The sequence below is a fragment of the Nocardia sp. NPDC059691 genome (genome assembly GCF_042733915.1).
Classification (GTDB): domain Bacteria; phylum Actinomycetota; class Actinomycetes; order Mycobacteriales; family Mycobacteriaceae; genus Nocardia; species Nocardia sichangensis.
Genome location: NZ_JBHWFB010000003.1, coordinates 442,596 through 469,502, shown reverse-complemented (window position 1 = coordinate 469,502; position 26,907 = coordinate 442,596). Strand labels below are relative to the sequence as shown.

Here is a 26,907-nt window from a genome sequence, read left to right as displayed (position 1 = left end):
GGCGTGCCGGGCCGTCGGCAAGCGGCTGCGCAACGAGTTGTCCACGTATCTACCAACTTTCGGGGCGGGTGGCGGCGAGGCGTTGGAGGGCTTGGTCGATCCAGGTTGTGAAGTGGGTGGTCAGGTCGGTGGGGGTGGTGGGGCGGACGGTGATGTGGTCGGTGCGGTGTTCGGTGTAGCGGCCGTCGGTGGAGATGTCGTGCCACTGGAGGACTTTGGTGGGTTTGGTGTGGGTGTGCAAGGGGGCGGTGATGAGGACGGCGGTGCCGCCGCCGTCGACGGGGCGGCCGAGGAGGCGCTGGTATTGCTCGCGGGGGGTGTTGCGGGCGTTGTCCTGGAGGTAGGTGTCGCGGCGGGGAATCAGGTCGTCGGGGTGGAAGGTGGCGGGTTTCTCTGATCCGGGGGCGCAGGCGGGGATGGCGTTCACGAGGCGTGCCGGGAGTTGTTCGGCGGGGAACATGCGGGCGCGGATGGGGCCGTGTTCGTGTTGGTTGCCCGCTTGGCTGAGGATGACGGCGCGGTAGCTGTCGCGGGCGCCGAGGATCCGGTACTCGCGGATGTCGTCGGGGCCGGTGCTGTTCTTGTGCTTGCAGGTGCCGCCGAGGATTTCGATCCGGAGATCGGAGTCGCCGAGGGTGCGGAAGGCCGCGGCGATCTCGTCTAGTTCGTCCGCGGAGTAGCGCTGCCATACGGCGGTGCGGTGGGCGGCGAAGTCGTCGCGGAAGGCGAAACGGCTGGTGTAGCGCAGTGGGCTGGGGATGCGATCGTGCGCGTCGCCGTACCAGAGAGCGGCGAAATCGTCCGGTTCCCAGGTCCATTCAGCCATGTGAGGTCCAATCCGGCCGCGTCGGAGCGGCCACTATCCACGCACGCCCGCTACCTGTGGATGCGGGCGTGCGCCGAGTCGAGAAGTGTGCGGGCAGTCAATCGGGGGTGCCACCGATGACGCCGCCGGGCAGCGTTCTCGGGGGCTCGCCGAGCAGCTCGTCGGTGTTCTCCTGGGTGATCAGGTAGTCCGGTGTCTTGTGCTCGGATTCATCGTCCTTGCCGCTGCCGCGAGAGCCGTGCGGCATCATGCCCGACGTTCCGCTCGTGCCTCGCAGTCCGGAGGTGGTCCGCGCCGCGGCTGCCGGATTCATTGATGTGTTCGGCGTTCCCGGTGCGCCCGCGATGCTGCGTCCCGGTTGCGGCTGGTTCGTTGTGCCGGGCGTGCCGGGGCTGCCCGGTGTGCCCGGGCTGTGCGGGGTCGGGGTGCCCGTCGACGTGGTCTTCGTCGGGTCCGTGGTGGAGGCGGGAGTCGTCGACGTGGGGTCCACGCCTGCGGGCTTGGTCGTGGTATCGGACGCCGTCGTGTCGGAGGATTGCTGGTTCTGGGTCGACTCGTCGGTGGACTGCTGCTGTTCTTCGGCGCTCGTCGTCTCGGGCTTGCCGTCGCCGTCCTTGTCGCCGGGAGTACCGGAATCGGTGCTGGTAGGACCGTTGCCGGAGTCGTTCGACGAGGGGCCGCCGCTATCGTCGCTGTGGTATCCGCCTGGAGGGGGCGCTGGGATGTCCACCGACGCGGTCGGGCCGACCGGAGTGGGCAGCACCGGAATCTTGCCGTCCATCTCGCTGAACGGTTGTACGTAGTATTCCTGCATCGCGACGCGCGCGGATTGTTCGGCCAGGAAGCGTTCGCTCGACAGGTTCCAGCGCCTCGGATTGAAAATGCGATCCTCGAACGGGATATTGACGAGATCGGGGATGGCCTTCTTCGTATCGGTGATCGCGGTGGCGGCGTCGCGAACCCGGTAGTACAGCTCCTCGAGGGATGTCGTCAGATTCTGCGCGTCGCTGGTGTATTTGGCGATGGAGCTCTTGGACTGCTCCGCTGCGGGGCCGGACCAGGCTTGCGCAATGGAAGTCTGGATGGAGCGCGCGAAAGTCTCAACTCCTCGCTCCCACTCGTTGCGAGCTTGCCAGTACGTGTCAGCTTGGGTGAACGTATCGGTGGGGTCGAGCGGCTTGAACGTGTCGGTGATGCGGGAGTGTTCCCAGCTGTCGGGGTGCTCACCACCGTTCGGGATGCGCTTGTTCTCGTAGCCGCTCATTTGTCCGTTCCATTCGGGAGCCTGGGCGGTGAGAACTGGACACCGACGGGCGGGCGCTCAGGCAGGGTGGTGTTCAACCGGTTGAAATCTGCGGCAAAGTCGCTGTCTACCTGCATGATTCGATCACGGGCGAGCCGATGCACCTCTTGGATGTCCTCGACGATCCGATAGTGATCTTCCATGATCTGATAGACGTTGTTGTTGTCTTCCGCGCCGCGGGCCTTCTTTTTGAATCTATCGACCAAGGTTTGTGCCGAGACCATGTCGCCGTCGCCCTCGCCCAAGCCCCAGTGAGACTGTTTTGAAACAAAATCCATGGACCGCTGGATCTTCTGAATGGCGCTCTTGAAGTACTCGCAATCGCGGTCGATGTAGATGAAGTCCTCTGCGGACATCCGCATCTCTAGCTGGCCCTCTTTGGCCGCGCTCAAAATGTTCGCCATCGGCCGAGGCGGCTGCGCGCTGTCGTCACCCATGTGTTACTCCCTCCCGGTGAGTTCGATCGCTTCAGCGAGTTTCAGGACGTGGCAGGCATTGTTGGCACTACCTTCTCGGCGAGGGTCCGTGCCAGTGCGCAAGTATCCAGGTTCCCCGTATTTTTGCGCGACGGCGGATTGCTGAGGAAAATTTCGAGGCTTCCGCCCTTCATCTCCACGTTGATCGTGCACACTGCATCGGGGTGCTCATCGACCTGTCGTGTCGAGATCGCGCGGCGACCGTTGATCGTGTACTCGCGCGTATCTGCGAACTTCTTGTCCCGCACCATGTCCACAGTGATGTTTGTCGTAGTGATGACCGGGGCGTAGCCGTCAGTCTGGAGCCAAGCGCAACCACGCCACTTGACCCCGCCGGACGCGTTCGAGTCCTGCTTGTCCTTACTGCGCAGGCTCTCTGAATCCAGCACGCTTTGTGGGATGTCGGTGCACGGGTCGTAGCCGGTGGGTACGTCAGGGGCGATGCTGGGGCTGGTGGACGTGGCTACCGTTGGCGCGGCATGATCGGTTGAGGAATCGCAGCCTGGAAGAACGAGTGTGGCACCGAGAGCGAGGATGGTCAGTCGCCGAGATTTCCGCCCTGAAGTCATTGGTTCCCCTCGTGCACCGGTGTGTGGTTCCTGGCCCCTCCAGGGCCGGACCAGCTCCTCCGCCCCCTGCAGTGAATGTTGACGCTACCGGGAGATTTCCCTAGGGCGCAAGCGCGCCGACATGCATCGCGCGTCCCGGAATCTCCGGTTGGATCGAGCACCCTGGACCCCCGACTGGGAGGTCCAGGGACGTGGGCAAACGGCTCCGTCAGGGTTGGTAACGGCCGACTTCTCCGTTGGCTACGCAGGCGGTGAACGAGTCCCACTCGCGCGGAGCGAACACCAGAGCCGTGCCGGTGGGATTCTTCGAGTCGCGTACACCCACCGAGCCTTCGCTCAGGAACGCGACTTCGACGCAGTCCCTTGACGCACTGCTGTAGCTGCTCTTGAACCAGGTGGCTTCAGAAAGGCCGTCGTTCACTCGGCGTACTCCTTGGCGATCTTGCGGATGAGGGCTCGGCTTCGCTCTTGATCCAGTGCCGATCGCTGGATATCGGCGTACGCCTGGCGGTGTTGCCGGATCTCCTCGGGCTTCTCAAGATACAGGTTGCCCGTGAAGCCCTGCACGTAGACAACCGGTGGTTCGGTGAGATGGGCTGTGGGGTGTTTGGGGAACTCGAGCATCGCGAACGGGCCGACGCCGAGCCCTACGTATGTCTCCGCTGCGAGCGGGACCACTCGCACCGAAATATTCTGTTGTTCACCAACTCGTGTCAGATGCCAGAGCTGATCGGCCATGACCGAGGGGCCACCGACCGCCCGCCGCAGCGCGGATTCGTCGATGACGGCATCCATACGCAAAGGGTTTGATTCGCTGTCCAGACGTGATTTTCGTTGCCTGAAGACCTCGATCATTCGTTCGACTTCTGGTCCGGAAATCGTTGGAAAGTCCACCCAGATAAGGGCGCGGCGATACTCATCGGTTTGCAGGAGGCCTGGGAGCAGGGTTGTTTGGTAGGAGACGAGTCGCTCGGCTGTCGCCTCCAGCTCCACGAAGAGGTTGAAGTCTTCAAGGATGGTGTCGTTGAACGCATGCCACCATCCGGTGCGCTTGGTCTCCTCGACCAGGTTGAGCAGGATGGCGGTGCGTTCCTCGGACGCCCCGTACAGCTTGCACAGCCCTTCGATGACCAGCGGATGAAGCCGGACGGACTGCCCGGTCTCGATCCGCCACAGGGTCTGCTTGCTCACGTCGATCGCGTCACGGGCGTATTCCGCGCTGATGCCCGCGTTGATTCGCAGCGCCCGGAGCTGACGCCCCAGCATCCGGCGAGGCAAGGTGGAACCTGTTGAAGTCACGACTAATCCCTTTCGTAGCCGAACTAGTGGTCGGGTACCTAACTGGAACCTTGTGGCGGGGGGCCTTGGAACCTGGGCCGTTTCCGCCCGATTCCACCACTGAGAACATTCCCGCCCAGCGATATCCGGTGCTTCACTGAACGCGCCCGGACCCAATCGAAGAAGTGCTGAAACCTTAACCGCGCCAACGGTTACAGGTCCAGCGACCGGGATTTCGCGTACCGAACTATGTGAATCGAGGCTGGCGAATGAATCATGCGGCATTCGCGGACACTCCCGCGTCCCGCTGCGCGTTTTACCGCCGCACCTGTGGGTTGCCCGCCGGGATACATCCGGAGATCGGCCGCATCGTCGTGAAGGCGGGCGTGGTGGGCGGAATCACGATGCCCGACAGGCTAGGGCAGCGCGTGCGCGACGACATGCTTTTCCGTGGCCAAGCGATCGGGCCGGTGATCGCGCATATCCGTTCTCGCCGATGGACTTTCCTGTGCAGGCCGGATCTGCCCGACGACGTGCGGTTGTTCGCCGCGTTGTTCCGGATCGACGTTTCGATCGTGCCGTTCGGCAGTGAAATCGCGCTGCCGTCACCCGCCGACGTGAACGGCGTATTCCGCCGCTGGGTGGTGGCGCCGCGGGATACGTTTCGTCCGTCCGGGATGGTGATCGTGAACTGCGTGCTGGCCCGCGCGGGTGGGAAAGGTGCGGTATGAGTGAAGGACTGCCGACGCGAAGTCAACTACTGCGCGCCTGTAGAGAAGACGTGCCGCCACCGGGACATCCCGTGCTGCTGCGGGCGCGCACCTTGGCTGACCTCCATATTCGCCGCATCCGGGTGGATGGGGAATGTAGTTGCGGCGGCGATGAGCGCCGGTCACGGCTGATTCGGGACATCGACCGCTGGGTCGAGGTTCGTTTGCCCACCGCGCGCGGCGGAGCCTATCTGCACACCGAATCGTTCGGCTCGGTGGTCGACCGCCTGGCGCGGCTCAGCGCGTACGCGCACGCGGCCATGGCCGACGACCAGGAGTGGGACCTCTGGTTCGCGTGGGAGCGGCTGGCCGAATCAGCGGTCGCTTACGAAGACCTGGTCAGCGAGCTGAGCAGTGGGCGGCGCCGGTTGCCGAGCACCTTCCGGCCGGGGTCAATTCCGTAGCAGAGTGGCGGCCAGGTGATGTTGCAGTGGTTCGCCGACCGCCGCCATCCGGAGTGTGTAGTCGATGGTGTCGCCGGAGAGGTGCAGCGATCGGCCGAGGGCAGTCACGAGTTTCGCCGTGCTGCTGCGGCCGAGGGCGGTGGAGTTCAATTCCATGCGCAGCGTGCCGTCCTCGACGGCGAGCGAGCCCTCGCAGATTTCCGTGATGCCGGTGGGATGGGCGAGGATCAATTCGACGCGGTCGGGGCGCGGGCAACGCAGATAGCCCGTCTCGGCGTGCAGCGGCCTGCCGTCGTCGGTGGCGCGGGTCTTCTGCCGGTAGGTGAGGAACGGGCGGCCGAGATGGCCGAACCGGATTTCCTCGACGTAGCCGAACGGCTGAATGGTCGGGTATTCACCCTGCCCATTACCGCGCCACGTGCCGAGCAGTGGAGCGAGCGGAGCGATATCGGGGTGCAGGGCAATCGCAGGCTGGGGTTCGACCACGGCGAACAGCCTAAACCCGTACTTGTCGAACCGTTCGGGTACTCCCTAATTTGCCGCAGGCTAAGGTTAGCTTCGCCTTATCACCAATGTGGTGTGGTCGGAAAGGAAACAAGAAGTTGAACGGACGCTGGAATGAGTCGCGCCGTGGCGGTACGCCCCGGTCGCGGACCCGAAGTGGTCTGCTGCGCGCGTCGGCGCTTGGCGTCGCGCTGGTCGTGGCGGCCGGCTGCTCGGACTCGAAGTCGGACGAGGTGCCCGCGCTCGACGGCAACAAATACGTCCAGACCAATCTCGCGGCCAACAACGCGGAGTACAAGGCGCAGTTCGTTTTCCCCGACCTGGTGAACGCCTGGGGGCTGGCCAACCGCCCCAAGGGCGCGGGCGGGCACTTCTGGGTCGGCGCGGGCGGCAAGTCGTTCCAGTTCGTCGGCGACGTGACCAAGTCCTCGGACGACAAAGTGCACAAGCTGTTCCAGGACCCGCTGAAGATCGTCACCATCCCCGGCGCCGACGCCGACACCTCGGACAAGAGCGCGGGCAAGACCACCGGCGTGGTGTTCAACCCGGCGCCGATCACCTCCGATCTGTTCGTCGTCCACGATCAGCCGGTGGAGGAGGAAGGCGGGCCGCTGAACGGTTCGGCGCGGTTCATCTTCGCCACCGACTCCGGCAAGATCTCCGCCTGGACCGAACTGGGCTTCGAGGGCCGGATCGTGCGCCACGACGGCCCCGCCAACCTGGTCTTCGACGGCCAGTCGCAGGGGATGCAGTTCTTCGGGATCGCGCTGGCTCCCTCCGGTGACAAGCTGCTGGCCGCGGACTTCGGCGCCGACCCGCAGGTGCGGACGTTCGACAAGAACTGGCAGTTGATCCCGACCACCGGCTTCGCCAACCCGTTCGCCACCGGCGACGCGATCGACCCGGCCGCGCCGGAGAAGGGCAAGAAGGCCAAGCCCGGCGATCCCGCGCCGTTCAACGTCTCGACCATCGGCAACCGGGTCTTCGTCGCCTATGCCACCACCCAGCCGGACGAGAAGGACGCGACCAAGTTCGATGCCGGTGAGGAGGACTCGCTGGACAAGGACAAAGAGGGCGGGAAGCCGGACAAGGGCAAGCTCGCCGAGTTCGACGCAGGCGGCAAACTGGTGCGGATCATCGACGACGGCAAGCGCCTCAACGCCCCGTGGGCGGTGACGATCGCGCCGGACGGGTTCGGTCCGCTCAGCGGCAAACTGCTGGTCGGCAACTTCGGCGGCGCGGGGCACGTGCTGGCCTACGACGACACCACCGGCAAGTTCGCCGACTACCTGCGCGATGCCGACGGCAAGCCGGTCGCCATCGAAGGACTGTGGGCGCTGATGTTCGGCAACGGCGAGAGCCTCGGTGACGCCGACTCGCTGTACTTCACCGCGGGACCGGACGACGAGAAGGACGGTCTGTTCGGCAAGCTTCGCTTGAAGTAGTCGCGCTCCGCAGCAGCCCGCACCGAATCGGTGCGGGCTGCTCGCGCTTCAGCGGCCTCCGGTCGGGGCCGAGGCCCGGGGTTCGGTGCGCCGTTCGCGGATAGCCGACTCGACTTCGTCGACCGCCGTTCGGATCGTCGCCCCGTAGCCGTCGTCGGCGAGCGTGTGCAGACGTGTGCGAGCGGCATCGATTTCACGCTGTGCGGCGTCGAACGAGCCGAGCCTGCGATAGTCGTCGGCGAGATTGAGGTGCAGCGACGGGTAGAACGCGGTCACCCGCAGTGATTCGTCGAAGGTTCGAGCGCGAGCGTCCGAAAGGCTGTCGGCGGCGTCCAATGCGCGGATGTCCCAGGTGAGTGCTTCGGCGGCGTCGTCGTACAAGTCGGCCAGGTAGTGGGCGAGGGTGCACCGGTACAGGGGGTCGCCCTGTGGGCCGAGCGAGGCCCATACGGCGAGCAGAGCTTCCCGCGCGTCGTCCGGACGGCCCTCGCGGCCGAGCGCGACAGCGCTGGTGATGGTGTTCATGGTGTGGTCGTGGGCCGGGTTCATGCGGATCTCCTTCAGGTGGGGGATGGACGCGGAGCGTTTCGTGTGCGAGGCCGGATGGCCGGCTTCGGCGCCGGGTGGCCGAGCGATCGGAAGTAGTGGCGGGCGCTTGCGATCCCGAGAAGGGTGACCGATCGGAAGTAGTGGCCGCAGGCGGCCAACTGCGACCGCGAGATGGGCGTTCGGATCGTGGTGCCGCCTGGGTGGGAGGGACGCGGTTGCGCGAGTGCAGTGGTTGCGCGAGTAATGGCCGTCGGCGCGTATGACCTATTCGGTGGCGTTGTGGTGCGGGGGCCGGACCGGCATGGCCAGGGTGGTGAGGTCGCCGTCGGTGGCGGAGCGCAGAACCACCGGCTGATCGGCGGCGATGATGTCGAGCATGAGATCGGGGCCGAGCGCGGTGTGGACGGCGGGCAGCAGTGTCGCGGGGTCGAACGACAGTGTGACGGCGGAGCCGGTGACCTTGGCGGGCAGGCAGTGCACATCCCCCGACACCGATATCGAGATTTCCGTCGGCTGAATCGCGAATCGCACTGCTTCGTCCGATTTTTCGAGAAGATCCAGCAGCAGATGCCGGGCGACGACCGCCCTGGTACGCACCGGTCCCAGTCCGGCCAGTAAGGCGCGGTGGTCGGGGAAGGGAGCGTCGATGACGGCCGGTCGGTGTTCCGCGCCGCCTCCCGTCAGAAGCAGCCCGCCGCCGGACGGTGCGGCGACGACTTCGTCCATGCCGCGTAATCGGTCGGTGATCGACTCGAGTCCGTTGGAATCGAGTACCACGGACCACTCGCCGCCGTGCTGCCGGTTCGCCACCACGGTGCGCGTGGACAGCCGATAGCGATCGGTCGCGGTCAGGGTTACCGCGTTGGCGCCCGCTTCCAGCAGAACGCCCGCCAGCACGGGTATCTCGCGAGTACGGGCGACGGCGGTGCGGATCTGATCGAGCGCCTCGGCCAGCGTCGCCGCATCGATCGCCACGTGCGCGCCGAGCGACTGTTCGACCACGGCGGCGACGCGCGCGGCCTCCTCCGCTCGCCGCGTCAGTTCCGCGACGTGACGGTCGAGCAGGCATCGTGCCCGGTCGGTGTCACCGGCGAGAATCTCCGCGATGGTGTCCAGCGGCAGATCGATCGAGCGCAGCTGCCGGATGAGCACCGCCCGCTCCCGCTGCGCCTCGGAGTAGTAGCGGTATCCGGTCAGTGGATCGACTCTGGCTGGAACGAGCAGGCCGCAGTCGTCGTAGAACCGCAGCGCGCTCGCCGTGAGCCCACTGGCCCGCGCGAGCACGCCGATCGTGATCAACCCTGTCGACTCCGTACTCACCACCCGGCCATCATGGAGCCTCAACCAACTCGAAGGTCAACTTCTCGGCCGGGGCAACGAACCGCAGTCCATGTGTTCCGCCGTCGGAACACGACGCGCACTCCGCTGAGCTGCGGGAGGAGCCGAAGTTCTCGCAGCCCGCCAGGGCGCAGTGCACGCGCAGGGGTGTGGGAAAACGCGCCTTCCTTCGTCCTGACCATGCTGTGATTCGCGTCTCGTGCATACAAGGTCGCCCCTCGCCGAACCGTAGAACGTCGAGTGCGGCGCGAGTCAGTCGGCCCCGGCCTCGACGGGGGTCACGCGCCAGCGGCGCGACCAGTCCCAGACCGATCCGAGTGCCGTGCCGAGTTCGGCGCCCGCGGTGGTCAGTTCATAGGACTTGTCGGGGTTCTTCGCGATCAGGCCCGCGGATTGCAGGTGTTGCAGGCGGACCGAAAGCATGCTCGAGGAGCAGTTGCCCATCCGTCGGCGCAGTTCGAGGAAGCCGAGGCGGTCGGGTTCCAATTCCCACAGGATGCGCAGGATCCAGCGTTGGCCGAGTAGGTCCATCGTGGCCAGCAACGGCGCGTTCGCCGGGTCGTCCCGCCCACGCGGCGGCTTGGGTTCGTTTGCGCTTCTCATTTAGAACCAGCATAGTGGTTCTGAATCAGAAGCACTGGCCCGGGGGCCGGGCGGACCGAAAGGGTGACGATGGACGACAGGACCGGTCGGCGAATCGTTCTGATCACGGGCGCCTCCCGCGGGATCGGCGCGGAGACCGCCCGGGTGCTCGCGACGCGCGGCGACCATGTGGTGATCAATTACCGGGAGAAGGCGAAGCGGGCCGACGCGCTGGCGGAGTCGATTCGGCAGGCGGGCGGCAGTGCCTCGACGGCGGGCGCCGACATCGCCGACGCGGATTCGGCCCGGGCGCTGGTCGCCGGGGTCGCCGAGGAGTTCGGCCGTCTCGATGTGCTGGTGCTGAACGCGTCGGGTGGGCTGGAGCGCGATGCCCGGCCCGACTACGCCATGGCCCTCAATCGTGACGCGCAGGAACGGCTTGTGCGGCTTGCCCTGCCGCACATGCCTTCCGGTGCGCGGATCGTTTACGTGACCAGCCATCAGGCGCACTTCCACGGCCGCAAGCCCGTCCCCGCCGACTACGAACCCATCGCCGCCAGCAAGCGCGCGGGCGAGGACGCGCTGCGCGCCATGATCCCGGAACTCGATGCCATGGGCATCGCCCTGCACGTGGTCTCCGGCGACATGATCGACGGCACGATCATCGTCCAACTGCTGGAACGCCGAAATCCCGACGCCGTCGCCGCGCGCCGCGAGCACGGCGACTTGCCCACGGTCACGGAGTTCGCCACCGCGGTCGCCGATGCCACCGCCGCCACCGCCGACCCCGGCCACACCATCTACATCGGCGGTCTGGATTATCTCGACGCGCAAGAGATCACATCCTGAAGCGATGCCGATCCGCAGGCGTGGCGCATTCCGGCCGTGGGCGGCAACCGGCCACGCCGCGTGTCGATCCCGCCGCGGGGAATAGAAGCGCTCCGGTAGTGCCCGGGAGAACCATCCGGAACGCGCGCTTCGAATTTCGCACCAATCCCATCAGACGCCAGCGCCTCGAGTGCGGAGACGCCCTGCGGCGCGAAAGCTGAATTGCCCAGAGTCGAAGCGCTTGCCCATGTGTGACGAGGTCGCCCTTGCGTTCGGCCTTGCCTCATGAAGAAGTGCGGCGGTGCAGTGCCGATCCGAGCGCATGCGGGCGCGTAATTCGGTGGTGAGTTCCCGGTGCGGCTCGGACGATCGAGTGATGGTGGATTACGAGGGCACCGCTCTGCGGATCGGATGGGCCGAGGCGCCGGAGCCGGTACGGACGGAAGTAGCGCGCGTACTCGGAGACGCCGTCCACACTGCCGAGAATCAGCGCGGAGGGTTCAGCCACGGTGTGGCAGCGCGCTTGCGCACCGTCGGCGGTGGTGCTGCCTTCGTGAAGGCGATCGAGGCGGAAGACGGTCTCGCGGTGATGTATCGGCAGGAAGCGCGGATCGCGGCTCGGCTCCCAGCGACGGTGCCCGCACCGCGATGCCGGTTCGCGACGGAGATCGCGGGGTGGTTCGTCGCGGTTTTCGACGATGTCGAGGGAGCGTTTCCCCGACTCGGCGAGCCGGGGGAGTTGCGAGACACTCTCGAGCTGGTGACGCGATTGGCGACGGAGCTGACTCCGAGCCCACTGGCTGATGTGCCGACGGTTGCGGAAGCCTACGGACCGGAGCTGACCGGCTGGCGAACGTTCGTGACGGAGGGGCCTCCGGCGGACTTGGACAGTTGGTCGCTTCGTCACCTGACGAAATTGGCCGAACTGGAAGCCGCGTGGCCGGCGGCCGCGGAAGGAAACACTTTGCTGCACACGGATCTTCGGCCGGACAACATGCTGCGGCGGCCCGATGGTGCGGTGCTGGCGGTCGATTGGGCCTGGGCCTGCCGGGGCGCCGCGTGGATCGACCTCGTCGCGCTCGCGCCGTCGATCGCGGCCGCCGGTGTTGATCCGGATCCGATCATCGCCACCCATTCAGTGACTCGCGACGTGGACCCCGTGGCGGTCGACGCTTTCGTCTGCGCGCTCGCGGGGTATTGGGCGGCGGCTTGCCGGAAGCCGGGTCCGCCGCGTTCGCCGCGGTTGCGTGAGCATCAGTCAGGGTTTGCCCGGCTCGCCGGAGCGTGGCTGGCGTGTCGTCTCGGCTGGCAATAATCCCAGTAGATATGGCTCTATCGTCGAAAAACGCAAGGTCACTGGATGTTTGCCAAAACTTTGGGGGGTGGTGTGTGACCGGATAAATCGGTCAATGGGCGTGTCGCGTGCGCGGAAGTGATCGAATTCGACGCGACCCGGACCACTCTCGGTCACGCTGGGCATATGTGGATGTTCGGGCAGTGCCGGGACACCGGCGAGGCAAGGCATCGCGGGCGCGACCGAGACGCGTCCACGCTGGTCGGAATGGGGGTCCGGAGAATGGAACAGGTGTCCGAGGCCAGGGTGATTCCGGGCAAAGAACTCCTGCTGGCTGCCTTCCGGGGCTTGCCGCACATGGATCATCCGATGCTGGAAGCGGCCGGAGAACTGGCTCAGCTGCATCAGACACGCGAACGCACTCCCGCGAGCCGGTGCGACAAACTCGACCGGCGTCGAGTGCAACTCGTGCGCGGCATCGACCGCTGGGTCACCCTGGCGACGCCGATCCCGCCGCCGGCCGCGCCCGAACACGCCGAGACCGTGGGCCACATCGTCGACCGGCTGGCCATGCTGGCCGCTCAGGCGTTCGTGGCGCTGGCGCACGCGCCGGAATCGGTCTTCTACGACGCATGGGTCCGAATCGACGAATTGGCCGACGGTTACCAGGATCTCATCGACGACCTGCGTGCCGGAGCCAGACGACTACCCGACGGGCGCTACGACCGCTGGTAGCTACCGACCCCGCCCGAACAGCCGGAACGAGCGGCGGCGCCGACGTGGCAGAGTCGCGTACACCATGGTCATGTCGGCGAAGACCTCCGCCTCCCGCTCGCGATCGACGCCGAACTCGGCACGGCCGAGGACGTGTTCGATCGATTGCGGCGAAATCGAGGGCAGGACGACGGCCAACGAGGGCGGCAACGGATCGCCGCGTTCTTGGTCGTTGTGGTGACCCAAGAGCATGTGACCGATCTCGTGCAAGATGACGTGATCGGCGTTGCGGCCGGTCGCCGCGGCGTCGTAGACGATGATGTCGTCGTGCTTGCGTGCCACCCACAGGCCGCCTCCGCCGCAACCCATGTCCGCCAACATCGCCTTGGGCACCGGATGCAGGCTGATCGAGCGTCCGCGATGGGCGGCCACCGCGGCCAGGTAAGCGGTCAGATTCCACGGGTTCGGGAGGGGCACGGTCCGGGTGGCATCGCCGAAACGGGCTTCCATGCTGGTCATCGGCGCCCACCTTACCCATCGGTCGGCGACTAGTCATCTGCGGAATCCGGGCATACCGACAAAAGGTGATCCGCGGCGCGACAACGCGATCGGTCACTCAGCGGATGACCCGCTGTCCAAGGGTTGTGCCCGCATGGCCCGAATGGCCAGGTAGTTCAGGCCCCACAGTGCGACCCCGATGGCCAGCAGCACGCCGGCGATGGCGTACTGCGCCGGATTCCGGTCGGTGAAGGGTGTGACGAGAAAGCCGCAGCTGAGCGCGCCGACGACCGGCAGCGGCGTCGGTGTCTTGAAGTGCTTGTGCGACACAGGGTCTCGGCGCAATACGAGCACCGCGACGTTGACCACCGTGAACACCGCCAGCAGAAGCAGGGCGGTGGTGCCACCGAGTTCGGGTACCTCGCCGACGAACAGGATCAACCCCAGCGCGAGCAGCGTGGTGAAGACGATGGCGGTGACGGGCGTCCGGCGCCGCTGGTGCACGCGGCCGAACGGCCGGGGCAACACGCCTTGACGAGCCATGCCGTAGATCAGTCGGCTGGCCATCAGCATGTTGATCAGCGCCGAATTGGCGACGGCGAACATGGTGATGTAGGCGAAGATGTGGGTCGGGAAGCTCGGCGCGCCGACCTGGACCACTTTGAGTAGCGGCGTGTCGCCTTCGCCGAGTTGGTCTGCGGGCACGAGTGCGACCGCGCTGATCGATACCAGCACGTAGATGAGGCCGGTGATGATCAGTCCCGCGAGCAGCACTTTCGGGAAGATGCGGGTGGGCTCCTTGCACTCCTCGGCCATGTTCACCGAGTCCTCGAAACCGACCATCGCGTAGAACGCGAGCGTGGTGGCCACGATGACGCCACCGACCGCGTTGCGCTCCCCGGTGTCGAATTCGACGATGCGGGAGAAGTCGCCGTCGCCCACGCCCAATGCCCAGCAGCCGATCCCGATGACGATCAGCAGCCCGGTCAGCTCCACACAGGTGAGCACCACGTTGAGCTTGACACCCTCGCTCACCCCGCGCAGGTTGATCGCCGCCACCACGGCCATGAACAGCAGCGCGATCACCGTCACCGCGGCGCCGCTGCCGAGATCCGGATCGAAGGCCTCGGCGAAGTTGGCCGCGAAAGCCCGCGAGGCCGTGGACGCGGAAGTGATGCCGGAACTCATCACCGCGAAAGCGACCATGAACGTGAGGAAGTGGATGCCGAACGCTTTGTGCGTGTAGAGGGCCGCACCCGCGGCGTGCGGGTACTTGGTGACCAGCTCCAGATAGCTGCAACCGGTGATGAGCGCGACCAGGAACGCCACCAGGAAGGGCACCCAGACCGCCCCGCCGACTTCGTTGGCCACCTTGCCGGTGAGCGCGTAGATGCCGGTGCCGAGGATGTCGCCGACGACGAACAGCAAGAGCAATCCCGGCCCCATTACCCGTTTGAGTTCGGGCCCGGAGTCGGACGTCGGATCGGCTGTGACTTCGGACATGCGTCCTCCCCTCGGCAGTAGGGCGAGGGTACCCATTCCGAGACGGAATAGTCGTGCGCCGGGCCGTGTTTCGCCTGGATTTCACCTGCCAGGGGCGGGCTGCTAGTCCTCCCGATCCATCTGCCCCGCGGCCTCCACGATCATGGCCGCGGAGTCGCGCGGGCTCAGCGCCATGGCGCGCAGCTGATCGAAGATCACGCCGAAGCGACGGATCTCGGAGTGGCCCTCGATCAGCTCGTCACCCGCGATGCCCTCCACATAGACCAGCTCGGGATCGGCGGGGTCGGGGAAGTCCAACAAGGTGAACGAACCCGCCATGCCGGGGTGCGCGCCCGCGTCGAACGGCAGGATCTGCAGGATCACGTTCTTGCGCTTGATCTCTTGCAGCAGTCGCTCGAGCTGCCCCCGCATCACCGCGGGCCCGCCGACGGTGCGGCGGATGGCGGCCTCGTCCAGGACGACCCAGAGTTCGAGCGGGTCGTCCTTGGTCAGGTTGACGGCGCGATCCATCCTCGCCTTCGCCCTACTCTCCATGACCGACGCCTCCAGCTTGGGCATGGAGGTGTCGATCACGGCGGTGGCGTACTCGTAGGTCTGCAAAAGTCCTGGAATGAAAGAGGTTTGGTAGTGCCGCGCGGACAACGCCTCGGACTCGAAATTGATGTAGGCGGCGTAGACCTCCGACACGCTGCCCTCGTAGGCGCGTGACATGCCGGGCTTCAGCGCGTCGGACAGCAGCTCCAGCGCGTCCTCGCGCTGCTCGTCGCCGATGCGGTAGAGGTCGAGCATCGCCATGAGGGTGCGCCGCTGCGGCCGCGCCTGCGCGGTCTCGATCCGGTACAGCGTGGTGACGTTGATCCCGGTCTTCGCGCTGACCTCTTCTTTGCTGAGCTGAGCGTTCTCGCGCATCTCGTGCAGCATCGCCGCCAGCCGCCGCAACCGGACGGTCAGTACGGTGCGCTTGCCTGCCATCAGTCCAACCCCTTCGGTGTGCGCACTTGCTGGAACGTGTTCTGACGTTCGACCTCGAATGCGGCCTGCGTGCAGCGGATCTGTGCCGGGTGTGGGCACAGCAACAGAGACTACCTCCCGTGATGCACCTTATGGTCGGGGTTTTCGTGTGCGTTTACGGCCGCTGGGCGATATCGCGGGGCGAACCGGACCGACCGCTCGGTTGCGGGGGTGTGTGGAGACTCGCCGAACTGTGCGGAGCCGCTTTCCGGGCGGTGGGAACGCCGCGCTCGAACGTGATCGCCGGACGACGCCGCGCGTCCGTGCGGGCCGGGAGAGGCCCGGCTGCCCCGCCTGGGCGACGCAACGCGGCCGGTGTGGATTCCGGCTCGGGGCGTGGGCAATAGCGCTGACCGCCCGGCATCACGCCCATTGCGGATTAATTGCCAGTACATTCATGCATATGCACTAGGTCCATAGTGCCGAGCTAGATGGCATTTTCGTGATGATGCCGAAAGTTTGCCACAATTTGGTTTCATCTCGTGTTCCCGGCCGTGGCCCTCGGACGCCGATGGATAATGACCGCGTGACGAGGATGGACGACCTCGCGCTGAGAAGCGCCTCCGCGATCGAGAGCGTCATCGCGGGCACGCCGCAGAGCGTGGGCAGCTTCCGCTTCTGGTTCGAGGATCAGCGATGGGAATGGTCGGACGCGGCGGCCGCGATATACGGCTACACCGAGGGGAGTGCGCGACCCAGTACGGAGCTGTTGCTGGCGCACAAGCATCCCGACGACCGCGCTCTCGTCGCCGAGTCCATCGCCTCCGCCGTGCGAACCGGTGAGCCGTTCTGCGGACGTCACCGCGTCATCGACACCGCCGGGCGCACCCATCACGTCATCGTCGTCGCCGATCGCATGCTCGACGACCAGGAGTCGGTGGTCGGCACCGCGGGCTATTTCATCGACGTGTCCGGCACACTCGAGGAGAACCGGCAGGAGATCCTCGACGACACGCTGCCCGAACTGGTGCAATCACGGGCGGTGATCGAGCAGGCCAAGGGTGTGCTCATGGTGGTCTACGGCATCAACGCCGAACAGGCCTTCCGGGTGCTGCAATGGCGCTCCCAGGAAACCAACATCAAGTTGCGGACCCTGGCGCAACAACTGGTCGGCGAGGTTCCCGCGATGGGTGGCGGTCCTGCGGCGCAACGGGCGCGCTTCGACCATCTGCTGCTGACCATGCACGACGTCCTGGCGTCGAAGTGAGCGCCGTACCGGTGACCGATACCCGATAGGCGGCCCTACGGGGAGGTCGCGTCCGGCGACATCGGCACCGGAGCACCCTGCGCGTCCCGTACCGGCCGTTTGCCTCCATGCGCCATCTCGACTCTCGAGCCGTGGCGCCGCGCTGCGGACCGAGCTCCCGTTTGCCGCGGTGTCGCCGTCAAATACGCGATGCACCAATGCCATTCAGGGCGCGAGTGTTGCGTGATCTTCGCCCTTCGACCGGTCCCACTACCGATAAGTCGGAGACAATTCATTAGAAGTAACCATAGTGGGAGGGAGTCGTTGTGGTCAGTGAGTACACATCGGCACTCGAGCGGGAAATCGTCGACATGCGCGGGCAACACGAGATGTTGCTGCGGACCGGGCGGCAGTGGTCGTTGCGCGCGATGTTCGGCACACCCGACTGGGACATCATCGACTACTGCCGCGACTTCCGGCCCAATCGGTTCGGGGAGCAAGCCTGTGCGGAGGTGGAACGTTTCTGCCGCGAGCACGGCATCTGGCTCGAGCCCGCAGGCCCGCACTACAACAGCATGACGCCCTATCTGCACCCCGGCGCCGTCAGCGCCGAGCGGATGACGATCATCGGCCTGTACAACGCGATCCTGTTCTGGCTCAACGACACCGTCGGCCGGGAGAAGTTCGGGCACCTCGGCGACGACGAACAGCGACAGGCGCGGGTGGCGATCGATCGGCTGTGCGCGCTCCTGTGCACGGGGTCGGTTCCGGCGGACGCCACCCCGTTGGAGACCTCGACCTCGGCGTTCCTCACGATGCTGTCCGCCCGCGCGGACGCGGACTGGCTCGATCGGTTCATCGAAGCCACCGTCGCGCACCTGCGGCCCGCGATCCAGGACCAGAACGCCCGGGCGCGCGGTGGGTTGCTCAGCGTCGCGGAGTACATCGATCTGCGGGCTCAGGTCTCGGGTATGTATCCGGCGATCGCGCTGTGCGAGTTCGGCCGGGACGACTATCTGCCCTGGGAGCTGATCCGGCGGACGGGGCTGGCCGGGGACCTCCTCCGGCTGCGGGTGCTGACCGTCGAGATCGGCGCGTTGATGAACGACGTGTTCTCCTTCGAGAAGGAGTGCATCGTCGATCTGGCGGATTTCAACTTGATCCCCGTGGTGTTGCTGAACCACCCCGGATACTCGCTGGAGGACGCCGTGCGGGGCGCCACCGAGATCGTGCGCGCGCGCCTGGCCGAGTTCCGGGAACTGTGCGCGGTCGCCACCGAACGATGCGATCGACTGGCAGCCGCGGACGCCGCCTTGGCGTCCACCGTCGCGACCCACCTCGCCGATCTGGTCGCCTGCGTCCAGGCGACCTGGGTCTGGCAGGTGAAGACTCTGCGGTACAAGGGGGCGTCGATCTTCCGGGAGAACGGGTTGCAGTTATAGCTCCACTCTCACCATTCCTGGGAATGCTTCCAGGCGGCAGTACTCGACGGTCTCGAACATGTGTGGATACGATGCGTCGGGGGCTATCTCCGGCCTGAATGGTGAGGGGGTTGCGGTGGAACAGATCGAACTCGCCAGGATGGCGAACATGTGGTGGCGCGCTCTGCAGGCCGTCGCCGGTGGGTCCGCGTCTGTACCGGACCCCGAGCTCGCGCTACTCGGGATGGTCGAAGAGCTGGCTTCCGGCTTGGAAGCCGAACCCTTCGACGCGAGCGTCGGCAGGCGTGTCGGCGCGTCGCTGGCCTCCGCGGGACTGGACGACCCGGCCGTGCCCAGCACGTCGGCCCAGGTCCTGTACGGGCTGGCCGAACAGGCGACGGCCCCGGAGGCCGGCCGGCGGCTCGCGGCGCTGCTCGCGGAGGTCGGTCAGGGATACGAAGCCCAGCGGCGCGCGAACGAGGACGCGCACCGATCCGATGACGAGCGGTTCCGTGTGGTGTTCGACAACGCGGCGATCGCGATCGCCATCGGTGACACCGACGGTACGTTGCTGGATGTCAACCGGGGTCTGGCCGAGATGATCGGAGTCCCGGTGGAAAGCTTGCGCGGGGTGTCGGTCTACGACTTCGCGCACCCCAACGACCGCGAGGGCATCCGCACGCTGGTGTACGAGAAACTGGTCCCGGCCGGTGCGGGCACGGTGAAACTGGAACAGCGCATCCGGCGCGCCGACGACAGCTACGGGTGGGCGTCGTTCGCCATCACCTTCGTCAAGGGCGCGGAGGGGCAGAGCGATTACCTGCTCGCGGTCGGCGAGGACGTCACCGAACAGCACCGGATGCGCGAGGAACTGCACCGGCAGGCCCGGCACGATCCGCTCACCGGACTGCCGAACCGGCGGCATCTCATCGAACGGATCGACGCGATGATCGACGAGGCGCGCAACGGCGATCGGGCGGGATTGTGTTTCGTCGACATCGACCGCTTCAAGCACATCAACGACCGCTACGGCCACGGCACGGGTGACCAGATATTGACCGCGGTCGCCGGACGCCTGCAGGACAGTGTGCGCGGATCCGGGTGTCTGGTCGCCCGCATCGGCGGGGACGAGTTCGTCGCGCTGATCCCGCCGCCCGCCAGCGATCACCGGGTGGCCACGGTGGCGAACAGCCTGCTCGAGGCGCTTGTCGACCCGATCACGGCCGGTGACCGGCGACTACGCATGTCGATCAGCATCGGCGCGGTCGTCACCGCGGTCGCGGGCGCGGACGCCGAATCGCTGCTCGACGCGGCGGACACCGGCCTCTACCGGGCGAAGGCCGACGGCAAGGGCCGGTGGGTGTTGCACATTCTGGACACCGATACTTCGCTCGGTCCGCAACCGGTGTTGTGAGCGGCGGAAGCGATCCACCGCCTGTCGGCGCGTGACTGTCGCGGCCGAGCGATGTCCGGGGTCCGCGTTCGAGCAGAGGTATCGCGGCGGGTGGCGGCTCAGGCGGCCGATGGCGCTCAGCGGGCCAGCAACCTGCGCAGGAACGCGGGCGGGATCATCGGTCGTTCCTCGTCCCAGAGGCCTTCGCGCAGGTCGTAGTCCAAGCTGTGCAGCAACGACATGATCCAGGGACCCTCGTCGAGCAGCGGCCGGATGAGACCGGCATCGGCGTACCGGACCACCACCGGGGCCAGCTCGTCCTTGGCCGCTTCGGTCTTTCCCGCCGCCGCGAGGCAGGAGGCGAGCAGCAGCGATGCCTGTGCCGCGGCGCGGGGACGTCGATCGGGGTCGATCGAATCCCGCAGCTGACGGGCGCGCGTGGACGCGGCGGTCACCCTTTTGGCGGCCCCCGAACGCAGCAGCATGCGGATAGCGGAGTCCTCACGCATTTCCGCGGCCATCGTGGCGATGCCGCCCTCTCCGGCCGGCGGTTCGGTGACGTAGGTGGCCGTCAGGCCCAGCCGGACCTGCTCGTTGGCCACGCGGGTGGCCAGGCGCGGCAGCTTCATGGCCCGCGCCAACTCGGCGCCTTCGTCCAGCCGTCGCGCGGCGGCGGCCAGGTCACCGCGCAGGGCTTTGATCCGCGCGCCGGTGGCGTAGTTGGCCATCAGCAGGTCGACCGGGCCGCCCTCGGTGCCGAGCCTGCCCGCTTCGTCCAGCAGGCGCTCGGCCGCGGCGAGCTGGTCGCGTTCGTAGAGCAGCTCGCCGAGCAGGGCGCCGGCCAAGCGAGCGGCATAAGACCGCGGGCCCGACGAGGTGGTGGATATCTCGACCGCCGTGCGGAAGCTGTGTTCCGCCGTGGCGATGTCGAGTTGTTCCCTGGCCGCGATGCCGACCAGGCAGTGGCTGTACATCAAGGTGAACGTGCTGCGGTTCTTGCGATAGAAGGGGGTGGCCCAGTCGTTCCACTCCCGTGCCCGCTCGTAGTCGAACTTGGTGATCGCGGAAAACGCGGCGAGGTTGGCGGCCGCGCACAGCGCCCACGGCCCCAACGTGTCGGCCCGGGCCAGGCATTTGCCGACCACGGCGTCCAGTCCTTCCGGGTGGTCGCCGAAGGCGCGCTCCACGCTCTCGATGAGGTCGGCTTCGAGCGCGACATCGGGATCTGCGGCGGGCTCGTTCTCCAGCGATGCCCGCACCAGCCGTAACGCGGCATGCAGTTCGGTGGGCCGCCGCAGCAGCACGTGCGTCCAGGCGACGCCGACCTGAAGCATGGGGCGGCCGGCGGCGATGCCGGGCGGTAGCTTGTCGAGCAGTCCCAGGAACGTGGCGAGCTGCCCGTCCTGCACCAGAGCGCGGGATTTCGCCTCGAGGAGGTCTGCGGCCATGTCGCCGTCGTCGGCGGCCAGCGCGTGGTCGATGGCCTCGCTGAGCATCCTGTTGTCGCCGAACCACGAGGCTGCCTTGCAATGCAGTTCGCGCACGCGCTCGGGATGGTCGCGCTCGAGGCGCTGGCGCAGGAACTCCGCGAACAGATGGTGGTAGCGGAACCATTCGCCGCCTTCGTCGACGCGGCGCAGGAACAGGTTACGGCGTTCGAGATTCTCGAGGAGTGCCTGCCCGTGCGGGTCCCCGGTCAGCGCCGTGGCGAGGCCGCCGGAGATCCGTTCGGGAAGCGAGGTGGCGAGCAGGACCTCGCGCAGTTCGGGCTCGACGGTGTCGAGCACGTTCTCGGCCAGGTACTCCGCGATGGCGTGATGACGCCCGGACAGGTGGGCGATCAGCGAGGCCGGATCGGGATGCTCACGCAGCGACAGCGAGGCCAGCTGCAAGGCCGCCGCCCAGCCCTCGGTGTAATCGCGCAGCTCGGCGCTCTCGGTATCGGCCAGGGTGAGCCCGGTCTGCTCGGTGAGGAAGGCCCGCGCCTCCCCGGCGTCGAAACGCAGTGCGGCGGCGTCGATTTCGACGAGTTGGTGACGAACGCGCAGGGTGCCGAGCGGCAGGCCCTCCAGCGATCGGCTGGTCAGGATGATCTGCAGGTGCCGCGGCCCCTGGTCGATCAGGTAGAGCAGGGCATCGACGGCGGCGGGGTCGGTGATCCGGTCCCAGTCGTCGATCACCAGGGCGAACCGCTCGTCGCGTTCGTCGATGGCGTTGATCAGCGTGGTGAGCACGTAGCGCGCTGCGCTGGTGTCGCCCTCTTCGAGGACCGGGGCAAGGCCGGGCGCCAGCGCGGGGCTCACCCGGTTGAACGCCTCGATCAGGTGGGTCAGCAACCACACCACGTTGTTGTCGTCGCGGTCGACGTTCAACCAGGCCACGGCCACTTTCTCGGTGTCGGCGAGACGCTTGGCCCACTGGGCCGCGAGCGTGCTCTTGCCGAACCCGGCCGGGGCGTGGATGACGGCGAGGCGGGGCCGCGGCTCGGTCTGCAACGCGTCGATCAGGCGCTCGCGCTGGACCAGCGGCCGGGTGGGCATCGCAGGGCGGAACTTGGTCTCGGGTGTCGGCGGCGTCTTGGGGTGGGGAGTGGGAAAACGCGCTGTGGCGGTGAGCGGCCGCGTGCTGAGGTCTTCGGGCGCGGGCTGCTCGCCGGTGGGCAGGGTCATGTGCTCGACCGGCATGTCGTTACCGCGCTGGATCTCGCGCAACATCTCGCCGAAGGCGGCGGCCGAGGGCGGACGATCCGCGGGATTGTGCGCCATGCTGGCCTCGATGGCGGCCGCGACCTCGTCGGGGATGCCGTCGAGCCGCAGGTCCGGCAGCGGATCGGCGGAGATGCGCAGGAACTGCGCGACGATCTGCTCACCGGAACGTCGCTCGTAGGCCGCGTGGCCGGTGATCATGGCGAACAGCGTCGCGCCGAGCCCGTAGACGTCCGAGGCGACGGATGGAACGCCGGAGCGCAGCACCTCCGGGGCGGTGAACGCGGGCGAGCCGGTCACCACTCCCGTGGTGGTCTCGAAACCACCTTCGACGCGGGCGATCCCGAAATCGGTCAGTTGCGGTTCGCCGTAGTCGGTGAGCAGGACGTTCCCCGGTTTGATGTCGCGGTGCAAGATCCCGGCCCGGTGCGCGGTCTCCAGAGCGCCCGCCAGCTTGACGGTGATCCCGATCGCCTCGGGCAACGGCAGAAAGCCTTCCCGGCGGATACGGTTCTCCAGCGAACCGTGCGAGTGATACGGCATCACCAAGTAGGGGCGCCCGCTGCGGGTGGTGCCCACCTGGAGGATCGGCACGATGTTCGGATGCCCGGACAGGGCGCCCATGGCCTGCTGCTCGCGCAGGAACCGCTCGACGTTCTCCGGCTCCAGATCCGGCCGGGCGGTGAGGACCTTGACCGCGACGCTGCGGTTCAACGCCCGCTGCCTGCAGCGGTAGACGACGCCGAACCCGCCTTTGCCGATCACTTCGGGGTCGTCGAGACCCGCGCCCTCCAGTTCCCGCTCGATACCTGGAGGTCGATCGTGCTGTGTGGCGAACGGGTCCGAACCTGCCATGGCCCTGCTCTTGTCGGCTGTCTGTGGTCCTGCGGTAGATACCCAGTTTATGCCCAGCGAACCCTTTCCCTGGTTATTACGGCTGATATAGACCATGAGGTGGGGAGGGTATTATCGCCGGTTTCGGGGGCGGGTGCGGTGTGGCTGACGCGACTCGGCAATATCTGTACGTCGCGATGGGAGTCGCTGTCTCGCACCGTTTGTCGCGAAAGTACCTTTCCGCGGCGCGCGTCATAGCGGGGGTGTCCGGGGCGCTATGACGTATGTCAGAATCCGCGCATGACCATCGACGTCTGGGCGCAGCATCCGACTCGGAGATTCCTCGCCCACGACATGTTCGCCTCGCTGCGGCGGTGGACCGGGGCCGTGATACCGACCGACGAGATCCCGCTGTCGTTCACTCTCGACGCGATGGATGCCGCAGGCGTCGACCGAGCGCTCATCTCGGCGTGGCACGCGCCGGAAGGCGTCCTCATCTCCAACGACGAGGTCGCGGCCTGGGCGGCCGAGGCGCCGGAGCGCCTGCTCCCCATCGCGTCGGTGGATCTGCGCAGGCCGATGGACGCGGTACGGGAGCTGCGCCGCCGCGTGGACCAGGGCTTCAAGGGGCTGCGGGTGCTCCCGTGGCTGTGGGAAGTGCCCCCGACCGATCGGCGCTTCTATCCGTTGTTCGCCGCGTGCGTCGATGCGGGAATCCCGTTCTGCACGCAGGTCGGGCACACGGGACCGTTGCGGCCGTCGGAAACCGGGCGCCCCATCCCGTACATCGATCAGGTCGCGCTCGACTTCCCGGAGCTGACGATCGTCTGCGGGCATATCGGCTATCCGTGGACCGAGGAGATGATCGCGGTCGCGCGCAAGCACGAGAACGTCGTCATCGACACCTCGGCGTACACGACGAAACGCCTTCCCGCGGAACTGGTGTCGTACCTGAAGTCCGGTAGCGGCCGCCGCAAGGTGTTGTTCGGTACGAATTATCCGATGATCTTCCCGCAGCACGCGCTCGACGGCCTCGCCGCGCTCGGTCTGGACGACGAGACTCGCGAGCTGTACCTGGGCGGCAATGCCCGACGCGTTTTCAGACTGGCCGGTTGACCGACTAGCGCGGCGGCGTGTCGGCGGTGTGTTGCGCGGCGTTCCGCGGCTGGGGGCCATAGGATTCCCCGGCGCGCATCGTGAGGAGGTCGAATGCTCTGGGTCGTACAGGTGTTCGCCGTCGCGGCCGCCTTACTCCATGTCGGCATCTTCGTCATGGAGTCCGTGCGGTTCGGCGACCCCAAGGTGTACCAGGGGGTATTCCGGGTTTCCGGAGCCGAACTGCCCGCGGCGCGGCCGTGGGCGTTCAATCAGGGTTTCTACAACCTGTTCCTCGCGGTGACGACACTGGTCGGCGTGGCCATCCTGCGGACAGTGCCCGCGGCGGGATGGGCGCTGGTGCTCGCCGGCTGCGGGTCGATGCTGGCTGCCGCGGTGGTGCTGGTGGCGCACGACCGCCGGTTCGCCAGGGGCGCGGTGGTGCAGGGCGCCTTGCCCGCGCTGACGTTGCTCGCCGCCGTGAGCCAGCTGTGAACGTGGCCGCGTAGTCGGCGAGCGGCTGAGGATCGGTGCGACGCTTCGGTATCGGCGCGAGTGGCACGGCGCTCGGCGAGGGGGTTTCCACGTCGTAGGGAAGGTCGACAGCGCACTGGCGGCTACCGAAGGTACGCGGCGGTGGGCGAATTCGTGCGCACGGATCTGCGACCGGCGGTGGGGGCGGCCGGAACTCGGAACGAGTGGTGGTGCTCGTCACCGCCGATCGGCACCGGAAGCACCCGATCGGTGAGCCGAAAAGGGTTGCGACCGGTCTGCTCTGGGCCTCCGCGCGCCGTAAGGAGCCCTTGACCGCAGAAATGCAGACGCAATCTTGCGTTCTTGCATCTGTACGTGCATGATCCAGCTAGCCTAGTTGTGACAACCCATCCGATGGCCGGGATAACCGAATCGAGAGCCAATTATGTTGGTACAAAGAGCGTTGGGGTCGGGTCAACTCGGAGTGCGGCGGTGAGCGCGCCGACGGTCGGCGCCTTACCGACCGCGCCGCAATTGTTGTGCGCTTTCCAGGGACGGCGTTTCCAAGACCGGGAACTGCTGCGGTCCGCACACGCACTCGCCGAGCTGCACCAGCGCCGCGCGCAGGTGGTGGACGCCGCACTCATCGCCGAAATCGACTGTCGGCGACTCGAACTGATCGACGACATCAACGACTGGGTCGCGCAGGAGATCCCGCAGCATCGCAACGGCGCGTCGTTGCACACCGAAAGCCTCGGCGCCGTGGTGGACCGGATGGCGCGTAGCTGGGTGGATGCCAATCAGGTCATCCACATCGAGGGCGGGCGCAGCGACAATACCCATAAACATTGGTACCAACTGGCCGAACTCGTCGACGGGTACACTGACCTGGTAACCGACGTGGCCGGTGGCCGCCGCCGTTTGCCCGAACAATGAGTTCGTCGCGACGGTGGTCTCGTCCGCGGTAGTGACACTGCCCCGCAGCGTCACTCGTCCGAATGGCGACGTCCCGGCGCCGAGTCCCACGACCGGCGGCTCCAGCCGGGCGCTCATGTCGCCGGCACAGTGACGGCGGGCGCAACGGGGCGCCCCGCCCGGCGTGCCGCGTGGTCGACTGGCGCGGCACGCCCGTGACGGATTCGCCTGCGTGGCAATTATTCAGCGACTGCGACTCGGTTGCCCGCGCGCGCTGCCCGGCGGGCGCGGCGCCGGCGCAGATAGCGACGGATCCGGCTTGCGCAGAAATACACCAGCGCCAAACCGATGACGAGCAGCACCGCCGCGATCACCGCCGCCGCCAGAGGGTGGAACACGGCCAGGGTGACCACACCCGCGACGGTCACGTCCTCGGCGGTGCTGACCACGATGTTGCTGGCGGGCTCGGGCGAGGTGTTGACGGCCATGCGCGTTCCGGCCTTCACCAGGTGGCTCACCAGCGCGGCGGTACCGCCCACCGCACCCGCGGCGAGTTGTGGCAGCGAACCGTCCTGTCCGGCCAGGAGAGCCGCGACCACGGCGCCCGCGATCGGCCGCACCACGGTGTGCAGAGCGTCCCAGAACGAGTCGAGATAGGGGATCTTGTCCGCCACGGCCTCGATCAGGAACAACACTGCCGCCGCGATCAGGACATCGGTGCGCTGCAATCCATCCGGTACCGAATCGGTGAATCCGAACCGGCCCAAGATTCCGAGCAGCAGGACCACCGCGTAGGCGTTCACGCCGCTGGCCCAGCCTGCGGTGAAGATGAGAGGTAGTGCGGACACGCCGCCCATGGTATGGCGACCGGGAGTGCAGTGTCGGCGGCGTGCTCTCGTTGCCAGGCTGCCGAGCCGAGCAAGGGGGTGGACTCCGCTGCCCGCCGCGGCTACCGGGTTGGGGCGACCCTACATGCTCGACTCAGAGGCAGT

27 protein-coding genes are annotated in these 26,907 nt (G+C 66.8%); 12 read left to right on the top strand and 15 right to left on the bottom strand.

The annotated features are described in order from the left end of the window. Positions 1–49 precede the first annotated feature (49 nt). The 6 genes from ACFV2O_RS09430 to ACFV2O_RS09405 all read right to left on the bottom strand — a co-directional run bounded on the left by ACFV2O_RS09430 (position 50) and on the right by ACFV2O_RS09405 (position 4,473). Positions 50–826 carry an ESX secretion-associated protein EspG gene (locus ACFV2O_RS09430; RefSeq protein WP_379251440.1) on the bottom strand — a complete coding sequence of 259 codons (777 nt, stop codon included), beginning with the start codon at positions 824–826 and terminating at the stop codon, positions 50–52. A 97-nt stretch (positions 827–923) separates the two neighbouring features. After that, entirely contained in the window at positions 924–2,090 is a 1,167-nt protein-coding gene (locus ACFV2O_RS09425; protein WP_379251439.1) for a WXG100 family type VII secretion target, read from the bottom strand. After that, positions 2,087–2,566 carry a hypothetical protein gene (locus ACFV2O_RS09420; RefSeq protein ID WP_379251438.1) on the bottom strand — a complete coding sequence of 160 codons (480 nt, stop codon included), beginning with the start codon at positions 2,564–2,566 and terminating at the stop codon, positions 2,087–2,089. Before ACFV2O_RS09420 ends, ACFV2O_RS09425 begins: the two co-directional genes overlap by 4 nt. Positions 2,567–2,607: 41 nt before the next feature. Continuing rightward, the gene (locus tag ACFV2O_RS09415) at positions 2,608–3,174 is read right to left on the bottom strand and encodes a DUF3558 domain-containing protein (protein WP_379251437.1); all 567 of its coding nucleotides are present in this window, start codon (positions 3,172–3,174) and stop codon (positions 2,608–2,610) included. A gap of 208 nt (positions 3,175–3,382) precedes the next feature. After that, a complete protein-coding gene (locus ACFV2O_RS09410) occupies positions 3,383–3,595 on the bottom strand; it encodes a DUF397 domain-containing protein (protein WP_379251436.1) in 213 nt (70 codons plus the stop codon). Then, positions 3,592–4,473 carry a helix-turn-helix domain-containing protein gene (locus ACFV2O_RS09405; RefSeq protein ID WP_379251435.1) on the bottom strand — a complete coding sequence of 294 codons (882 nt, stop codon included), beginning with the start codon at positions 4,471–4,473 and terminating at the stop codon, positions 3,592–3,594. The genes ACFV2O_RS09410 and ACFV2O_RS09405 overlap by 4 nt, the downstream gene beginning before the upstream one ends. Before the next feature lie 248 nt (positions 4,474–4,721). On the opposite strand from ACFV2O_RS09405, the gene ACFV2O_RS09400 reads away from it, so the two are divergent. Next, on the top strand, positions 4,722–5,183 hold the full coding sequence (locus tag ACFV2O_RS09400; protein ID WP_379251434.1) for a DNA-directed RNA polymerase subunit beta: 462 nt from the start codon (positions 4,722–4,724) through the stop codon (positions 5,181–5,183). Continuing rightward, positions 5,180–5,626: a DUF4254 domain-containing protein gene (locus ACFV2O_RS09395; RefSeq protein ID WP_379251433.1), complete on the top strand. Its 447-nt coding sequence runs from the start codon at positions 5,180–5,182 to the stop codon at positions 5,624–5,626. The genes ACFV2O_RS09400 and ACFV2O_RS09395 overlap by 4 nt, the downstream gene beginning before the upstream one ends. Here ACFV2O_RS09395 and ACFV2O_RS09390 read toward each other — a convergent pair. After that, the gene (locus ACFV2O_RS09390; RefSeq protein ID WP_379251432.1) at positions 5,615–6,112 is read right to left on the bottom strand and encodes a peroxynitrite isomerase; all 498 of its coding nucleotides are present in this window, start codon (positions 6,110–6,112) and stop codon (positions 5,615–5,617) included. The genes ACFV2O_RS09395 and ACFV2O_RS09390 overlap by 12 nt on opposite strands. A 116-nt stretch (positions 6,113–6,228) precedes the next feature. Here ACFV2O_RS09390 and ACFV2O_RS09385 point away from each other — a divergent pair, with 116 nt between their 5' ends. Continuing rightward, positions 6,229–7,575 carry a TIGR03118 family protein gene (locus tag ACFV2O_RS09385; protein ID WP_379251431.1) on the top strand — a complete coding sequence of 449 codons (1,347 nt, stop codon included), beginning with the start codon at positions 6,229–6,231 and terminating at the stop codon, positions 7,573–7,575. Positions 7,576–7,623: 48 nt separating this feature from the next. On the opposite strand, the gene ACFV2O_RS09380 is transcribed toward ACFV2O_RS09385, so the two are convergent. From ACFV2O_RS09380 to ACFV2O_RS09370, 3 genes are all read right to left on the bottom strand, one after another. Beyond that, on the bottom strand, positions 7,624–8,124 hold the full coding sequence (locus ACFV2O_RS09380; protein ID WP_379251430.1) for a hypothetical protein: 501 nt from the start codon (positions 8,122–8,124) through the stop codon (positions 7,624–7,626). Between the two features lie 264 nt (positions 8,125–8,388). Further along, positions 8,389–9,447, bottom strand: a complete 1,059-nt coding sequence (locus ACFV2O_RS09375) for a MerR family transcriptional regulator (RefSeq protein ID WP_379251429.1) — start codon at positions 9,445–9,447, stop codon at positions 8,389–8,391. 267 nt (positions 9,448–9,714) lie between these two features. Beyond that, on the bottom strand, positions 9,715–10,065 hold the full coding sequence (locus tag ACFV2O_RS09370) for a winged helix-turn-helix transcriptional regulator (protein ID WP_379251428.1): 351 nt from the start codon (positions 10,063–10,065) through the stop codon (positions 9,715–9,717). Between the two features lie 69 nt (positions 10,066–10,134). Between ACFV2O_RS09370 and ACFV2O_RS09365 the strand changes: the two genes are divergently transcribed. From ACFV2O_RS09365 to ACFV2O_RS09355, 3 genes are all read left to right on the top strand, one after another. Next, positions 10,135–10,893, top strand: a complete 759-nt coding sequence (locus ACFV2O_RS09365) for an SDR family oxidoreductase (protein ID WP_379251427.1) — start codon at positions 10,135–10,137, stop codon at positions 10,891–10,893. Between the two features lie 355 nt (positions 10,894–11,248). After that, a complete protein-coding gene (locus tag ACFV2O_RS09360; RefSeq protein ID WP_379251426.1) occupies positions 11,249–12,187 on the top strand; it encodes a phosphotransferase in 939 nt (312 codons plus the stop codon). Positions 12,188–12,457: 270 nt separating this feature from the next. After that, positions 12,458–12,901: a DUF4254 domain-containing protein gene (locus tag ACFV2O_RS09355; RefSeq protein WP_356961367.1), complete on the top strand. Its 444-nt coding sequence runs from the start codon at positions 12,458–12,460 to the stop codon at positions 12,899–12,901. Here ACFV2O_RS09355 and ACFV2O_RS09350 read toward each other — a convergent pair whose 3' ends face one another. The 3 genes from ACFV2O_RS09350 to ACFV2O_RS09340 form a co-directional block, all read right to left on the bottom strand. Then, the gene (locus ACFV2O_RS09350; RefSeq protein WP_379251425.1) at positions 12,902–13,399 is read right to left on the bottom strand and encodes a hypothetical protein; all 498 of its coding nucleotides are present in this window, start codon (positions 13,397–13,399) and stop codon (positions 12,902–12,904) included. It lies immediately after the preceding gene. Positions 13,400–13,492: 93 nt separating this feature from the next. Continuing rightward, on the bottom strand, positions 13,493–14,881 hold the full coding sequence (locus tag ACFV2O_RS09345; RefSeq protein ID WP_379251424.1) for an APC family permease: 1,389 nt from the start codon (positions 14,879–14,881) through the stop codon (positions 13,493–13,495). A gap of 102 nt (positions 14,882–14,983) precedes the next feature. Beyond that, positions 14,984–15,853: a helix-turn-helix domain-containing protein gene (locus tag ACFV2O_RS09340; protein WP_379251423.1), complete on the bottom strand. Its 870-nt coding sequence runs from the start codon at positions 15,851–15,853 to the stop codon at positions 14,984–14,986. Between the two features lie 574 nt (positions 15,854–16,427). Here ACFV2O_RS09340 and ACFV2O_RS09335 point away from each other — a divergent pair. The 3 genes from ACFV2O_RS09335 (at position 16,428) to ACFV2O_RS09325 (ending at position 19,913) form a co-directional block, all read left to right on the top strand. After that, a complete protein-coding gene (locus ACFV2O_RS09335; RefSeq protein ID WP_356962435.1) occupies positions 16,428–17,099 on the top strand; it encodes a PAS and ANTAR domain-containing protein in 672 nt (223 codons plus the stop codon). A gap of 305 nt (positions 17,100–17,404) precedes the next feature. Then, on the top strand, positions 17,405–18,520 hold the full coding sequence (locus tag ACFV2O_RS09330; RefSeq protein WP_379251422.1) for a terpene synthase family protein: 1,116 nt from the start codon (positions 17,405–17,407) through the stop codon (positions 18,518–18,520). A gap of 115 nt (positions 18,521–18,635) precedes the next feature. Further along, positions 18,636–19,913, top strand: a complete 1,278-nt coding sequence (locus ACFV2O_RS09325) for a diguanylate cyclase domain-containing protein (RefSeq protein WP_356961371.1) — start codon at positions 18,636–18,638, stop codon at positions 19,911–19,913. Positions 19,914–20,029: 116 nt separating this feature from the next. Here ACFV2O_RS09325 and ACFV2O_RS09320 read toward each other — a convergent pair whose 3' ends face one another. Further along, entirely contained in the window at positions 20,030–23,452 is a 3,423-nt protein-coding gene (locus tag ACFV2O_RS09320; RefSeq protein WP_379251421.1) for a protein kinase, read from the bottom strand. A 279-nt stretch (positions 23,453–23,731) separates the two neighbouring features. Here ACFV2O_RS09320 and ACFV2O_RS09315 point away from each other — a divergent pair, with 279 nt between their 5' ends. The 3 genes from ACFV2O_RS09315 (at position 23,732) to ACFV2O_RS09305 (ending at position 25,936) form a co-directional block, all read left to right on the top strand. Beyond that, positions 23,732–24,547 carry an amidohydrolase family protein gene (locus tag ACFV2O_RS09315; RefSeq protein WP_379251420.1) on the top strand — a complete coding sequence of 272 codons (816 nt, stop codon included), beginning with the start codon at positions 23,732–23,734 and terminating at the stop codon, positions 24,545–24,547. A 93-nt stretch (positions 24,548–24,640) separates the two neighbouring features. Continuing rightward, positions 24,641–25,021: a DUF1304 domain-containing protein gene (locus ACFV2O_RS09310; RefSeq protein ID WP_379251419.1), complete on the top strand. Its 381-nt coding sequence runs from the start codon at positions 24,641–24,643 to the stop codon at positions 25,019–25,021. 393 nt (positions 25,022–25,414) lie between these two features. Next, positions 25,415–25,936: a DUF4254 domain-containing protein gene (locus ACFV2O_RS09305; protein ID WP_379251418.1), complete on the top strand. Its 522-nt coding sequence runs from the start codon at positions 25,415–25,417 to the stop codon at positions 25,934–25,936. A 218-nt stretch (positions 25,937–26,154) separates the two neighbouring features. On the opposite strand, the gene ACFV2O_RS09300 is transcribed toward ACFV2O_RS09305, so the two are convergent. Continuing rightward, positions 26,155–26,763 carry a DUF4126 domain-containing protein gene (locus ACFV2O_RS09300; protein ID WP_379251417.1) on the bottom strand — a complete coding sequence of 203 codons (609 nt, stop codon included), beginning with the start codon at positions 26,761–26,763 and terminating at the stop codon, positions 26,155–26,157. Positions 26,764–26,907: the final 144 nt, after the last annotated feature.